This window comes from Colwellia sp. MB3u-4 (genome assembly GCF_014077065.1).
GTDB lineage: Bacteria > Pseudomonadota > Gammaproteobacteria > Enterobacterales > Alteromonadaceae > Cognaticolwellia.
Genome location: NZ_JACGVE010000088.1, coordinates 141,408 through 156,240, shown reverse-complemented (window position 1 = coordinate 156,240; position 14,833 = coordinate 141,408). Strand labels below are relative to the sequence as shown.

General features: G+C 39.3%; 11 protein-coding genes. 4 read left to right on the top strand and 7 right to left on the bottom strand.

What is annotated here, in order from left to right; all coding sequences use genetic code 11:
- Positions 1-11 precede the first annotated feature (11 nt).
- From odhB to sdhC, 6 genes are all read right to left on the bottom strand, one after another.
- Positions 12-1,529, bottom strand: a complete 1,518-nt coding sequence (gene odhB / locus H4J61_RS14885) for a 2-oxoglutarate dehydrogenase complex dihydrolipoyllysine-residue succinyltransferase (protein ID WP_182185821.1) — start codon at positions 1,527-1,529, stop codon at positions 12-14.
- Between the two features lie 51 nt (positions 1,530-1,580).
- Positions 1,581-4,385, bottom strand: a complete 2,805-nt coding sequence (locus H4J61_RS14880) for a 2-oxoglutarate dehydrogenase E1 component (protein WP_182185818.1) — start codon at positions 4,383-4,385, stop codon at positions 1,581-1,583.
- A gap of 92 nt (positions 4,386-4,477) precedes the next feature.
- A complete protein-coding gene (locus tag H4J61_RS14875) occupies positions 4,478-5,188 on the bottom strand; it encodes a succinate dehydrogenase iron-sulfur subunit (RefSeq protein WP_182137706.1) in 711 nt (236 codons plus the stop codon).
- Positions 5,189-5,200: 12 nt separating this feature from the next.
- The gene (gene sdhA / locus H4J61_RS14870) at positions 5,201-6,970 is read right to left on the bottom strand and encodes a succinate dehydrogenase flavoprotein subunit (RefSeq protein WP_182137704.1); all 1,770 of its coding nucleotides are present in this window, start codon (positions 6,968-6,970) and stop codon (positions 5,201-5,203) included.
- Positions 6,971-7,318, bottom strand: coding sequence for a succinate dehydrogenase, hydrophobic membrane anchor protein (gene sdhD, locus H4J61_RS14865; protein ID WP_182137703.1), 348 nt, complete (start codon positions 7,316-7,318; stop codon positions 6,971-6,973). It lies immediately after the preceding gene.
- On the bottom strand, positions 7,312-7,686 hold the full coding sequence (sdhC, locus tag H4J61_RS14860) for a succinate dehydrogenase, cytochrome b556 subunit (protein ID WP_182137702.1): 375 nt from the start codon (positions 7,684-7,686) through the stop codon (positions 7,312-7,314). Before sdhC ends, sdhD begins: the two co-directional genes overlap by 7 nt.
- Before the next feature lie 421 nt (positions 7,687-8,107).
- Here sdhC and H4J61_RS14855 point away from each other — a divergent pair, with 421 nt between their 5' ends.
- The 3 genes from H4J61_RS14855 to tcdA all read left to right on the top strand — a co-directional run bounded on the left by H4J61_RS14855 (position 8,108) and on the right by tcdA (position 12,690).
- Complete coding sequence (locus tag H4J61_RS14855) at positions 8,108-9,394, top strand: citrate synthase (RefSeq protein WP_182137700.1); 1,287 nt, start codon at positions 8,108-8,110, stop codon at positions 9,392-9,394.
- Positions 9,395-9,604: 210 nt separating this feature from the next.
- Positions 9,605-11,155: a hybrid sensor histidine kinase/response regulator gene (locus tag H4J61_RS14850; RefSeq protein WP_182185816.1), complete on the top strand. Its 1,551-nt coding sequence runs from the start codon at positions 9,605-9,607 to the stop codon at positions 11,153-11,155.
- Positions 11,156-11,904: 749 nt separating this feature from the next.
- The gene (gene tcdA, locus H4J61_RS14845; RefSeq protein ID WP_182185814.1) at positions 11,905-12,690 is read left to right on the top strand and encodes a tRNA cyclic N6-threonylcarbamoyladenosine(37) synthase TcdA; all 786 of its coding nucleotides are present in this window, start codon (positions 11,905-11,907) and stop codon (positions 12,688-12,690) included.
- Positions 12,691-12,727: 37 nt separating this feature from the next.
- Here tcdA and H4J61_RS14840 read toward each other — a convergent pair whose 3' ends face one another.
- Positions 12,728-14,419: a SufS family cysteine desulfurase gene (locus tag H4J61_RS14840; protein WP_182185811.1), complete on the bottom strand. Its 1,692-nt coding sequence runs from the start codon at positions 14,417-14,419 to the stop codon at positions 12,728-12,730.
- 169 nt (positions 14,420-14,588) lie between these two features.
- Here H4J61_RS14840 and H4J61_RS14835 point away from each other — a divergent pair, with 169 nt between their 5' ends.
- On the top strand, positions 14,589-14,831 hold the full coding sequence (locus H4J61_RS14835) for a hypothetical protein (RefSeq protein ID WP_182185809.1): 243 nt from the start codon (positions 14,589-14,591) through the stop codon (positions 14,829-14,831).
- The last annotated feature ends 2 nt before the right edge of the window (positions 14,832-14,833 follow it).

Sequence of the window (14,833 nt, the reverse complement as noted above, 5' to 3'; positions counted from 1 at the left end):
ATTACTACTTACTATATGTTTAGCAACAAGCGTGTTGGGTCTTCCAACAGCTCTTTAATTGTTACTAAGAAACCTACTGATTCTTTACCATCGACTAAACGATGGTCATAAGAAAGTGCTAGGTACATCATAGGTAAAATTTCAACTTTTCCGTCAACAGCCATTGGGCGGTCTTGGATTTTGTGCATACCTAAAATTGCCGCTTGTGGCAAGTTAAGTATAGGTGTTGAAATTAATGAACCAAAAACGCCGCCATTAGTGATAGTAAAATTACCACCTTGCATTTCGTCCATGGTTAGCTTTCCGTCACGACCTTTAATTGCTAAGGCGCGAATACCGTTCTCGATGCCCGCCATGCTGAGTTGATCTGCATCACGTAATACCGGTGTAACTAAGCCACGTGGCGTAGATACGGCAATCGATATATCAAAAAAGTTATGATAAACAATATCATCACCATCAATTGAGGCATTAATTGCTGGGTAGCGCTTAAGTGCTTCAGTGACCGCTTTAACGTAGAACGACATAAAACCTAAACGGGTATCATGCGTTTTCTCGAACACGTCTTTATATTGCGTACGAAGATCCATAATTGGCTTCATGTTAACTTCGTTAAACGTGGTTAACATAGCCGTAGAATTTTTCGCTTCGAGTAAACGTGTCGCGATTGTTTTACGCAAACGTGTCATAGGTACACGTTTTTGTGTGCGCTCACCTAATGCGGCAGAAGCTGGTGCAGTTGGCGCTGGCGCCGCTGCTTTAGCTGGTGCTGCTTTTGGCGCACTTTTAGCTGCAAGGGCAGCTGATTCTACGTCTTCTTTAGAAATACGACCGCCTTTACCTGTGCCAGTAACATTACTAGCCGTTAGACCTTTCTCGGTCATTAAACGACGTACTGATGGGCTAGCTAGTTCGTCAGAACCAATAGCTTCTTCAGCTGAAGCAACTGGCGCTGAACTTGCTGTTGCACCGGCGTTAAGCTCACCAAGTTTTTGACTGCCTAAGACGGTATCACCTTCAACATGGATTATTTTACCAATAACACCATTTTCTTGGGCGACAACTTCTAAAACGACTTTATCAGTTTCAATATCAACTAAATTTTGGTCAACAGTAACTGTATCGCCTTCAGCAACATGCCAAGAAGCTACAGTTGCATCAGCAACTGATTCTGGCAATACCGGCACAACGATATCAATCACTTTAACTGCACTGTCTGATGCTTTAGGAGCACTTGCGGTGGCTGTGGCTTCTTCGCTCTTACTTTCAGATGTTTTACCTTCAGATGCTTTACCTTCAGACAAAATAGCAATAACTTGCTCGCCTAAAACCGTAGCACCTTCAGCTTGAGATATTTCAGTAATAACGCCATCTGATGTTGCTGGTACTTCAAGTACCACCTTGTCAGTTTCGATATCTACTAATACTTGATCGCGAGTTACTTTATCGCCTACTTGTACATGCCAAGTCGCTATTGTTGCATCTGCAACTGATTCAGGTAAAACGGGAACCTTGATTTCGGTTGTCATTTATATAATTCCTTACACACTCTTAATTAATCTCTTTATAAAAAAGAGGGTCTATTCCACATTAAGCGCGTCATAAACTAGCGCCTGTTGTTCTTTTACATGTACTGACATATAACCTACAGCTGGTGCTGCAGAGGCATTACGACCTGCATATGTCAAATAGCCTTTCTCAGGGATAGCCGCTCTAAAGTGATGCTGTGAACAGTACCAAGCACCCTGATTTTGCGGTTCTTCCTGACACCAAACGAATTGCTTAACGTGCTGATATTTTGCAATTTCAACTTTTAGCTCATCTTCTGGGAACGGGTATAATTGTTCGACACGAATGATGGCAACATTAGTTTGCTCATTCTTACGGCGTTGATCCAGTAGTTCGTAGTAAACTTTACCACTACAGAACACTACGCGTTCAACACTGTCAGCATCAAGCTCATCAACTTCACCAATAACATTATGGAAAACACCGGTAGAAAGCTCCTCTAATGAAGAAACGGCCATCGGGTGACGCAATAATGATTTAGGTGACATAACCACCAATGGACGACGCATAGGGCGAACCACTTGGCGTCGTAACATATTAAACACTTGTGCAGGTGTTGTAGGTACACAAACTTGCATGTTGTGATCAGCACACAGTTGTAAAAAGCGTTCTAAACGTGCAGATGAATGCTCTGGGCCTTGACCTTCATAGCCATGAGGTAACAACATAGTTAAGCCACATAAACGACCCCACTTTTGTTCACCTGAACTGATAAATTGATCAAATACCACTTGTGCACAGTTAGCGAAATCTCCAAATTGTGCTTCCCAAAGGGTTAAGCCACTTGGCTCTGCTGTAGTATAACCATATTCAAATGCTAGTACTGATACTTCTGATAATACTGAGTCATTGACATTAAATGGGCCTTGACCTTCTCTAATGTGTTGCAATGGTAAATGACAACTAGCATCGTCTTGATTATGTAAAACGGCATGACGATGGAAAAACGTACCACGACCTGAGTCTTGACCGGTCAAACGAACACGCTTGCCTAAATCAACAATTGAGGCATATGCTAAGTTTTCTGCCATGCCCCAATCTAGTAATTTTTCGCCACTGGCCATTTTCACACGATCATCGTAAATTTTATTTACGCGATTGTGTACTGGAAAACCTTCCGGGATAGTCGAAATTTTATTCGCAAGCTCTTTTAACTTCTCAAGCGAAATTTCTTTATCGTAGTCGTCATCCCAGTTATGACCAATATAAGGTGACCAATCAACAGAGTGTTCTGTCATCGGACGCCACTGTTCTACAGTACATTGGCCTTCATCAAGCAATTTACGATAATAAGCGGTTAACTCATCAGTTCTCGCTTTGTTAAGCGAGTTTTCAGCATTAAGCTTATCAGCGTAAAGTTGACGGGGAGTAGCATGCTTTTTAATTTTTTTGTACATAACTGGCTGAGTGGCACTAGGCTCATCGGCTTCGTTATGACCATGACGGCGGTAACAAACTAGATCGATTACCACATCACGTTTAAATTCATTACGATAATCAAGGGCGATTTGTGTTGCTAAGATCACCGCTTCAGGGTCATCACCATTGACGTGAAGAATCGGTGCTGAAACCATTTTTGCCACTTCAGTACAGTATTCACCACTGCGGGTATCTTCTGAACTTGATGTCGTAAAGCCTACTTGGTTATTCACCACGATACGAATAGTACCGCCAACTTTAAATGCCCTTGCTTGCGACATATTAAAGGTTTCTTGCACGACACCTTGGCCAGCAATTGCCGAGTCACCATGAATGGTGATGGGTAATACTAAATCACCCTCATTGCAATCACGACGGTCTAATCGTGCACGCACAGAACCGATAACCACAGGGTTAACAATTTCAAGATGCGATGGATTAAAGGCGAGTGCTAAATGAACATTGCCACCTGGGGTAACAAAGTCAGACGAGTAACCTTGGTGATATTTAACATCACCAGAAGATAATATTTCGTCATGCTTACCGGCAAACTCGTCAAATAGCTTAGAGGGGTTCTTACCCATCACATTAACTAACACATTTAAACGACCACGGTGGGCCATACCCATGACGACTTCTTTAGCGCCTTGTGTACCGGCACGAGTGATGAGTTGTTTCAACATGGGGACTAGCGCATCAGCACCTTCAAGAGAAAAGCGTTTTGCACCTGGGAATTTTGCCCCTAAGTACTTTTCAAGTCCATCAGCCGCAACTAATCCCTTAAATATTTCTTCTTTCTCTTCAACGCTAAGTACAGCTTGTGACTGCACTGATTCCAAACGTTGTTGTAACCAACGCTTCTCATCAGTGGAGTTAATGTGCATATATTCTGCACCAATAGAGCCACAATAAGTCGTTTTAAGGGTTTTATATAAGTCACCAAGTTTCATTGAGTCATGGCCAGTCGCCAAAGAACCAATTTTAAACTCACGATCAAAATCATTTTCTGATAGATCATGGTGAGATAATTGCAGGTCACGTACTTTGTCACGTTTCCATAACCCTAAAGGGTCAAGGTTAGCATTTTGATGTCCGCGAAAACGAAAAGCATTGATCAGCTGTAAAACTTTTACTTGCTTAGCGTCACTGCCACCTGAAACAACCACGGTTTTCTGTGTTTGCTGGGCCAGCTCTTTAAACTCATCGCGGATTTCAGAATGCCGATATTCAACGTCAGCACCTTCAATTTTAGGAAGTTGTTGGAAAATACCTCGCCACTCTGCAGTAACAGATTGTGAGTTATTAAGATAAGATTCGTATAATTCTTCAATATAAGCAGCGTTTGCACCACTTAAATGGGAAGACTCTATCCAAGCCTTCATAGCACCTTCGGGCATTGCCTGTTCCTTTATGGGATAAAAGCAATCAAAACATATGGTTAAAATAAAATATCCGAGCACATTCGCTAGAAAGCACTCGGATGATTAAATTAAACCGCTCTGGTTAGCAACATTGACTTAATATGGCCAATGGCTTTGGTTGGGTTTAATCCTTTCGGACAAACGTCAACACAATTCATGATACCGTGGCAGCGAAATACACTGTAGGCATCTTGTAGATCATCTAAACGTTCTTCTGTCGCGGTATCACGGCTATCGATAAGAAAACGATAAGCATGTAATAAACCCGCTGGACCGATAAATTTATCAGGATTCCACCAGAAAGAAGGACAAGATGATGAGCAACACGCGCATAAAATACATTCATAAAGCCCGTCTAATTTTTCACGTTCTTCAATAGATTGCAAGTGCTCACGTGCAGGTGGCGCTTTACCATCATTAATAAGGTAAGGTCTGATTTTTTCATATTGATTATAGAACTGGGTCATATCAATAACTAAATCACGTATCACCGGTAAACCAGGTAATGGGCGTAAAACAATCTTCTTTGCTGGAACAGCAGATAAAGGTGTTATACAAGCCAAACCATTTTTACCATTAATATTCATACCATCAGAGCCACAAACACCTTCACGACATGATCGACGAAATGATAATGATGGATCTTTTTCTTTTAATAACGTGATAGCGTCAAGTACCATCATGTCTGAGCCTTCTGGAATTTCCAGCTCATAGTCTTTCATGTAAGGCTTGTTATCAACATCAGGGTTGTAACGGTATATCGAAAAAATTTGTTTCATCGATAGTTCTCCTTAGTAAGTTCTTGCTTTCGGAGGGAAAGCTTCACGGTGGACCGGTGCCATATTTACTTGACGCTTAGACATAGATTGTGTCTCTGGCGTATAAATACTATGGCATAACCAATTTTCATCATCACGAACAGAAAAATCTGCACGCGCATGCGCACCGCGTGATTCAGTACGGAAATTCGAAGCTTTTGCCGTACAAAAAGCAGTTTCCATCAAGTTGTCTAATTCTAAACACTCGATACGCGCAGTGTTAAATTCTGAAGACTTGTCATCAAGGCTGGCATGTTGAATACGTTCACGAATTTCTGTTAATTCTTTCATACCTTCAGCCATGGCATCGCCTTCACGAAACACTGAGAAGTTATATTGCATGCACTTTTGTAGATCTTTACGGATCTGGAATGGACTTTCACCTTTAGTAGATGACTCCCAACGATTTGTACGCGCTAATGAAGCCTCTAAGTCAGACTCAGATGCATCTGTACCTGCTTGGGTATCATTTAGGTAAGTCCCTAAGAAATTACCTGCAGAACGACCAAATACTACTAAATCAAGTAAAGAGTTACCGCCTAAACGGTTTGCACCATGAACTGATACACAAGCAATTTCACCAACAGCAAATAAGCCTTCTACAATCGTCTCTTTACCCGTTTCTGGGTTGAAGTTAATTGCTTGACCATTGACGTTACAAGGTATACCACCCATTTGGTAATGACATGTTGGTATAACTGGAATAGGCTCTACCGCTGGATCAACATGAGCGAATGTTTTAGATAAATCACAAACACCTGGCAAACGTTTTTCTAACGTTTCACGACCTAAATGATCAAGTTTAAGCTTAAGATGTGGACCCATAGGACCGTCAAAACCACGACCTTCACGGATTTCTGTCATCATAGATCGAGCTACAACATCGCGTCCTGCTAAATCTTTAGCATTTGGCGCGTAACGTTCCATGAAACGTTCACCGTCTTTGTTAAGCAGGTAACCACCTTCGCCACGACAACCTTCAGTTACTAGCGTACCTGCACCAGCAATACCTGTTGGATGGAACTGCCACATTTCCATGTCTTGCATTTGTATGCCTGCACGAACCGCCATGCCAACGCCGTCACCAGTGTTGATATGGGCATTAGTGGTTGATGCATAAATACGACCAGCACCACCAGTAGCAAGTACTGTTGCACGGGCTTTAAAGTAAACTATTTCACCTGTTTCAATGCAAATAGCCGTACTACCAACAATGGCACCGTCACTATTTTTAACTAAATCTAAAGCGTACCATTCTGAGTAGACGTTAGTTTTGTTTTTAACATTTTGTTGATACAAGCAATGTAACAATGCATGACCGGTACGGTCAGCTGCTGCTGCTGTACGTGCGGCCTGTTCGCCACCAAAGTTTTTAGATTGACCACCGAATGGACGTTGGTAAATTTTACCTTCTTCGGTACGAGAAAAAGGTAAGCCCATTTTCTCTAATTCGATAATGGATTCTGGACCCGTTTTACACATATATTCGATAGCGTCTTGGTCACCGATATAATCAGAACCTTTAACCGTATCGTACATATGTTGTTCCCAATGATCTTCATGAGCATTACCCAAGGCTACGGTAATACCGCCTTGCGCTGATACCGTATGAGAACGAGTAGGAAATACTTTTGAAATCAAAGCACAAGATTTGCCTGATTCCGATATTGCTAAGGCAGCGCGCATACCTGCACCACCTGCGCCAATAACAATGGCGTCGAATTCACGAATTGGAACGTTCACTTACACACCCCACACAGTTAATAAGCCTGCTACAAGATATACTAGCAACAGAACAGAAAAGAAAAATTGCAAACCACCACGTAAAAGCGCTGGTTTAATGTAATCGGAAAGTACTTGCCAGACACCAATCCACGCATGCACTAGTAACGCAATAAGTGCTAAGATTGTAAATATTTTAGTGCCAAAACCACTAAAAAATGACTGCCAGATTTCAAAAGTTACATCTGGGGTTATAACGAAAAAACCGACAAGATATAAAGTATAAAATGCTAAAATTATTGCACTTGCACGAACAAGTACATAGTCATGTACGCCACTACGGCCTACTGTTGCTGCATTGTTTACCATAATTTAACTCCTACCACTACAGTAAGCACTAACCAAAGTGCGATAACAAATTTTGCTGTAGCATTACCCGAAGCTAACTCTTCAAAATAACCTAAATCCATAATTAAATGACGAATACCGCCAAGTAGATGATAGATAAGAGCAGAAAGCGTACCAAGGATAATTATTTTGAAGAATACACCACTAAGTAGTGCCTCTATTTGGCTGAAACCTTCAGCAGAAGATAGGGATAAAGAAAGCGTCCACAATAAAATACCAATAGCAAACACCATGATTACACCTGATACTCGGTGTAATATAGAAGCATTAGCTGCTGCATGCATTTTAATTGTTGACAAATCTAAGTTTACAGGACGTTGTTTTTTCACGATTGTCGCCTAAGGAGCTCTTGGAGCATTCAACTTATTTGTTTTTTACGCTACCTAACTAATTTACTCGGTTAGATAACCCCCTTTCGATTCAAATTATATTTCTACACTTAATAATTGAATGCAAAAAAAAGAATTTAGATCGGCCCGATTATATAGGTGAAATCCATTAATTACAATTCTCTTGCCGACAAATTAGCGCCTATTTTCAAGGCTTGCGACTAATGGCTAACCTTAGTTTACAAATATTTATTGGCGCATCTGACTTTAGTCTAAGTGTTCAACAAACGAATTGACTTATAGGGGGTGATCTGAAGTAGAATGGTGTTAGTTTTATATTAACAAAAATTGTCTAAGCGCTTAATTTTAACGTTTTAACAATTTTCAAGATAAGCAATTTATTATAATGGGGACGAAACATATGGCTGATTCAAAAGCCTCTCTTAGTATCGACGGTAATGTAATTGCAGAATTGCCAATTCATAAAGGTAGTGCGGGTAACGATGTAATAGACATCCGTACTCTAGGTGCTGCAGGCTACTTTACCTATGACCCAGGCTTTATGGCAACAGCGTCTTGTGAGTCTGCGATCACTTTCATTGACGGTGATAAAGGTATCTTACAACACCGCGGTTATGCGATAGATAATCTTGCTAAGCAAGCAGATTACTTAGAAGTTTGTTATATTTTATTGCACGGCGAAGCGCCAAATAGAACGCAATACGATGAATTTAAAAGCATTATCAATAATCACACCATGGTACATGAAAAATTAGTACACTTTTTTCATGGTTTTCTCCCTGATGCGCATCCTATGGCGATGCTATGTGGTGTGGTTGGCGCGCTATCTTCGTTTTATCATAGTGACTTAGATATCCACGCACCTGATCAACGTATGCGTAGTGCACATCGCTTAATTGCCAAAATGCCCACTATTGCGGCAATGGCATACAAATATAGTATTGGACAACCATTCGTTTACCCACGTAACGATTTAAATTATGCAGAAAACTTTTTGCATATGATGTTCTCTGTTCCAGCAGAACCCTATGTTGTTAGCCCAACAGTTGCGCGTGCGATGGACAGAATTTTTACGTTACACGCTGACCATGAGCAAAATGCCTCTACGTCTACTGTACGTTTAGCTGGTTCTTCTGGCGCTAATCCATATGCCTGTATTGCTGCGGGTGTTGCATCATTATGGGGCCCTGCACACGGCGGCGCAAATGAAGCATGTTTAACTATGCTTACAGAAATTGGTTCTTTAGACCGTGTTGACGAATATGTTGCTAAAGCAAAAGATAAATCTGACCCGTTCCGTTTAATGGGCTTTGGTCATCGTGTTTATAAAAACTTCGATCCTCGTGCTACGGTAATGCGTGACACTTGTCACGAAGTGTTAAAAGAATTAGGTATTCAAGATCCGTTGCTTGACGTAGCAATGGCGTTAGAAAAAGTAGCGCTTGAAGACCCTTATTTCATTGAGAAAAAATTATACCCAAATGTTGATTTTTATTCAGGCATCATTCTAAAAGCTATTGGTATTCCAACGAATATGTTCACGGTAATCTTTGCCATGTCACGTAACGTTGGTTGGATTGCTCATTGGGATGAAATGCTAGGTCAACCTGGACAAAAAATTGGTCGTCCTCGTCAAAAATATACTGGCGAAATCAACCGTACATTTATTCCTCTAAGTGAAAGATAACAAAGGCTAAATCTCATTAGCTAACTCTTCACCTTAGATAAAAAAGGCAACCTCTTGGTTGCCTTTTTCGATTTATAATTTTGTTCAGTCCTGAAATAAGTTATTGCTCAACTAATAGCCTAATATATTAGGTAGACAAACTTCTGTACATTGTTGTTTCAAACACTATATTGTTACAGCAATTTTTATAATTTAAACGGTATCGTATTTGTGCTTGACCATATTTTAATCGTCGATGAAAGTCGCTTAGTACGCGAAGCTCTTGCTAAAATATTACTCTCCTGTGGTATTAGTAAAAATGCCATTGCTTGTATCGAAAATGCTGAAGACGCAATAGAATATGCGCAATTTTCAGCTATAAGCTTGTTGATTTGTGCAGATAATTTAACCAATAAAAACAGCTTAAATTTTCGTGACGAATTAGCAAAAGCATCAAAGATAAAACAGCTGCCTTTAATGGTACTCTTGCATCAAATTGACAAAAAAAATTCAGCACTAAATTTAGACAAAGCCCATAATATAAAATGCACATTAACAAATAGCATCTCTCTATTTCCCCCCTTTAGAAAACAATATGTGATCGAAGCATTATTTGCATTAACACAAAACGCTATATTTACTGCTCAAACTTATCAAGAAGATGATAATGATAGTGGTGTGTTATCAAAGCCTGCTAATAACACAGCACCTGTGTTATTAGCACAAAAGCCAACTATCCTTGTCGTTGACGATGAAAGCAGTAACATTGATGTAGCAGCCGGAAACTTGCGTGATCTTTACCGCGTAATGGCGGCAAAATCAGGTGAACATGCACTGAAAATAGTGGCCAATAATAAGTATAATATCAGATTGATTTTACTTGATATTATGATGCCAAAAATGGATGGCTATCAAGTTTGTAAAAGCCTTAAAGACAATGAGGCAAGCGCTAATATCCCGGTAATATTCCTCAGCGCTAAAGCACTCGTTGAAGATATAAAATATGGTTTTGATTTAGGTGCTGTTGATTATATTACCAAACCATTAAATGGTGATTTGCTGCGTGCTCGTGTTGCTACACACATCCGCTTACAGCAGCAAAAGCTAGATCTGTCTGCGCAAGTAGCTACTCTTAAAGAAAATGCCAAGTTACGTGAAGATATTGAAAAAATAACTCATCACGATTTAAAAGCGCCTTTGAACAATATTTTATTTGAAACATATCGATTAGCTGATAAAAAAGCAGCAAAATCAATTAATCGCGCAGTAAATAATGTTGTAAACATGGTTAATAACTCACTCAATGTCTACAAAATTGAGCAAGGTATTTATACACTAATGCCGCAGGCAACCAACTTAAACCTGTTAATTGACGATGCCATCAATGCGATATCCAGTATTAGCCATGATAAAAAAGTCCACTTTGTATTAAATGGCTTTGATAGTGAATATGCCATTATGGTTGAGCCATTACTTTGTTTGTCAATTTTCAATAATTTGATCAAAAATGCAGTAGAGGCCTCACCTGTAAATCACGCGATAACGATAGCATTAACCCATGATAATAATGATATATGCTTTAAACTCACCAACCACGGGATTATTGCTAAGCACTTACGCTCATCGTTATTTGAGAAGTACACCAGCTCAAACCATAGTACTGGCACAGGATTGGGCACCTATTCAGCTAAACTAATGACTGAAGTACAACATGGTGAAATATCGTTTACTATTATCAATGAACAGCAAACACAGTTTATCGTCAAACTGCCTGCGGCTTAACAGTATTGTTATAGGTATTATTTAGCGATAGCACGAACAGCGCTTATAAAATGGCTAAAAATTAAGGCTATATTCATATTACGGTGGCCAAAAATACCCTTAATTAATAGCCTGATTTTTAATGGCATCTAACTCAAAGACTTGGTAAATGACTAATGAGCACCTGATAGAACACTTAGTTAGAACACTTAGTTAAACCGCTTTAACTATCCTATGCAAAAGCCAATAATGTGGCTAAACCATCAAGCAATAACCCTTAACAAAAATCAGCATATGACTAATATAGCTAATACCGCTTGAATATTTTGCTATTTTTAGCCATAAAAATAGCAAAAAAACCTAATTTTATGGCGATTAAAAAGTAGTAGAGTGATATTTCGATAAATATCAGCGTTAATTAAGTAAATTATTTTATAAAAATGAGTCTAAATTAGCTAAAAAATGACATATTCACCTACATTTACAGCTATATTTATCACAATTTTTTACACTCTGACTAAATCAAGCTTGATTTATGGTTAAAAAACCAACACCTCTGATTATTTATCATCAAGATAGGGCTATTTTTCTATCAATACCATAAATATTCATTATAAGGCTAATAAATACTAAATAGAGCAATAGGGTAAAAATTGCAGCTAAAAAAACTAAAATGATGTCTTTACTGAGCACTATATTACCTGCGCTCGTAGCTTTACTGAAAGGTACTGCTATAATGCGCAGCGAATTTTCAAGCGAGTAGATAAATAATGTCAGATTATCAATTAAGGTTCGGTGGTATTGCCAGGTTATATGGTAACAGTCAAAGTGCAGCGCTACAGCAGGCACACTTTTGTGTGATCGGCATCGGCGGTGTTGGTTCATGGATCGCAGAAGCCTTAGCGCGTAATGGCATTGGGCAGATCACATTAATTGACCTAGATGATTTATGCGTCACCAATATTAATCGCCAAATTCATGCCTTAACCGATACCGTAGGTTTAAGTAAAGTTGACGTTATGCGCGATAGAATAAAGCAAATTAATCCTGAGTGTTTGGTTAGCACCATAGAAGACTTCGTAACGCTGGAAAATGTCGGTGATTTACTGTCAAATTCGTTTGATTACGTTATCGATGCTATCGACTCTGTTAATGTTAAAACGGCGATTATTGCTCATTGTAAACGAAATAAATTACCGATTATTACCATTGGTGGTGCTGGTGGTCAAATTGATCCCAGTAAAATTGCCATTGCCGATTTAAGCCAAACATTTCAAGATCCTCTGCTAGCGAAAGTACGTAACCAACTGCGCAGAGAGTACAATTTTTCACGGAATGTGAAACGAAAGTTTTCAATTGATGCGATATTTTCCACTGAACAACTACGTTACCCAGACTCCGAAGGTAATGTTTGCCATGCTAAGCAGTCAGGCGATGGATCAATGCGTTTAGATTGTAGTGGTGGCTTTGGCGCAGCAACTCACGTTACCGCTTGTTTTGCTTTTTTTGCGGTTGCCAAGGCAATGGATAAATATTTGAAAAAGGCGCTTAGTTAGCCTTTATATATTCGACATAAAGGCTAACAGGTTACTCTTATTGGGCTATCGAGTGCTGTATTTTCTGCACAATAGCTCGAAGTCCATTACCACGTGAAGGGCTTAAGTGTTGTAATAAGCCTAACTTAGCGAAATAACTGTCCATATCAAAAGCGCTTATTTGTGCTGCCGTTTTGTTATCAACCGCGGCCAATATAATGGCAAATAGGCCCCTGATAACTTTGGCGTCACTATCACCTTTAAAGCGAAACGAATTATCTGCCTCTTGATAACACAACAACCATGCCTGACTTTCACAGCCAGAAATTAATGACAGCTCGGTTTTATCTTCATCAGGTAAGCGTAATTGCTTTTTACCCAACATCATAATTTCACGATGTTTACTGTCCCAACTTTTTGCTTTAGCGAACATAGCTAATATGTCATCAACGGCTAAATTACTGTTGGCAAGCGCATCAACGCTAATAATGTCATCAGGTTTTGAAGCACTTAAATCATCATTAACATTCGATATTGACTCATTCAAGCTTCGTAATTGCTGCACCGTAAAGTCTATCTCTTGAAAGCTATTATATGCCGACAAAGATAAGCGGATGCAGCCATCAATATTGAGATATTGCATTAAAGGCATAGCACAATGATGCCCCGAGCGAACCGCAATCCCTACGCTGTCTAGCGCAGTAGCAACATCATGATTATGTTGCCCTGCAAGAGTAAATGAAAATACCGGAATATCAGGCACTTCATCAACAATAAAGTTTAACCCTTGTACGCTTGATAACTGCTCAAAGCAATATTGTGTTAATTGTCTTTCGTAGGCAAATATCCCGCTATGCCCTTGTTTTTCAATAAAACTAATCGCCGCACCTAAGGCTACAACACCAGCAATATTAGGGGTACCGGCCTCAAACTTATACGGTAATTCATTAAATGTTGTTTGCTCAAAGCTCACCGCTTTGATCATTTCGCCACCGGCTTGATATGGTGGCATTTCCTCTAATAATTCCTGCTTCCCATACAGCACACCAACACCCGTTGGGCCATACATTTTATGAGCAGAAAAAACATAAAAGTCGCAGCCTAATGCCCTGACATCAACACTTAAATGAGCAATGGCCTGAGCGCCATCAACTAAGGTTAATGCCTGGTACTTATTCGCTACACGAATGATCTCTTCAATTGGATTAATTCGGCCAACAACATTAGAGATATGACCAAAACAAACAATTTTGGTGCGTTCGCCAATAATCCCCTCTAATTGAGCAACATCTATTTCACCGGTTTGCGTTAGTGGCAATACTTTAATTTTAGCACCCGTTTGCTTTGCAACAATTTGCCAAGGCACAATATTAGCGTGATGCTCGCTATAGCTTAAAACAATTTCGTCATTGGGTTGTAATCTTGTTCGTCCCCAACTCTGCGCAACTAAATTAATACTTTCAGTACAACCTTTGGTCCAGATAATTTCTTTGCTGGTTTTAGCATTAATAAATTTCTGTGCTTTTTCTCTAACGCTTTCATAAGCCACAGTGGCTCTGGCGCTTAAGGCATGAGAAGAGCGATGCACATTGGCATTATTCGATTGATAATAATTTTTATGGCTGTCAATAACACAGTTTGGTTTCTGAGTTGTGGCCGCATTGTCAAAATAAATTAACGCTTTGCCATTAACTTTGCCGGCAAGAATAGGAAATTGTTGACGAAAGGAAGTAAAAGAAAATTTTTCCATAAAAATGTAATAGTAATTTCATTAAGTTGCCACAATTATATCTTAACTTGTTGGTTAAAATCTTTATAAGCGCGATAAAATCTTCATATAGATAAAATATTAAATATCGTTCAGCAAAAAGAAATAATTTACGCTATACCTTAAGTGAGTAATTGGAGGGATAAATACTATGGCATTATTTTCATGGTTTCTTAGAAGGAAAAAAGTTAGCTCCACCAAAAATAGTAAAGCGTTAATAGAGGAAGAACTATCAGTATTTAACAACAACACCATGTGGCCGATAGCTAAAGTAAGAATAAAAACTGCATTACAGCAGGAATACGTAAATTCGGCAGCACATTTAAAAAAAGTAAATAAGTTCAATTCACTAAAGGAATCTAAGATTAATGTACTTAAAGAACATATTAGCTGACA

Bases quoted from the DNA above. Each gene is read 5' to 3' on its own strand.
- odhB (WP_182185821.1), bottom strand. From the start codon at position 1,529: ATGACAACCGAAATCAAGGTTCCCGTTTTACCTGAATCAGTTGCAGAT.
- H4J61_RS14880 (WP_182185818.1), bottom strand. From the start codon at position 4,385: ATGCCCGAAGGTGCTATGAAGGCTTGGATAGAGTCTTCCCATTTAAGT.
- H4J61_RS14875 (WP_182137706.1), bottom strand. From the start codon at position 5,188: ATGAAACAAATTTTTTCGATATACCGTTACAACCCTGATGTTGATAAC.
- sdhD (WP_182137703.1), bottom strand. From the start codon at position 7,318: ATGGTAAACAATGCAGCAACAGTAGGCCGTAGTGGCGTACATGACTAT.
- H4J61_RS14855 (WP_182137700.1), top strand. From the start codon at position 8,108: ATGGCTGATTCAAAAGCCTCTCTTAGTATCGACGGTAATGTAATTGCA.
- tcdA (WP_182185814.1), top strand. From the start codon at position 11,905: ATGTCAGATTATCAATTAAGGTTCGGTGGTATTGCCAGGTTATATGGT.
- H4J61_RS14840 (WP_182185811.1), bottom strand. From the start codon at position 14,419: ATGGAAAAATTTTCTTTTACTTCCTTTCGTCAACAATTTCCTATTCTT.
- H4J61_RS14835 (WP_182185809.1), top strand. From the start codon at position 14,589: ATGGCATTATTTTCATGGTTTCTTAGAAGGAAAAAAGTTAGCTCCACC.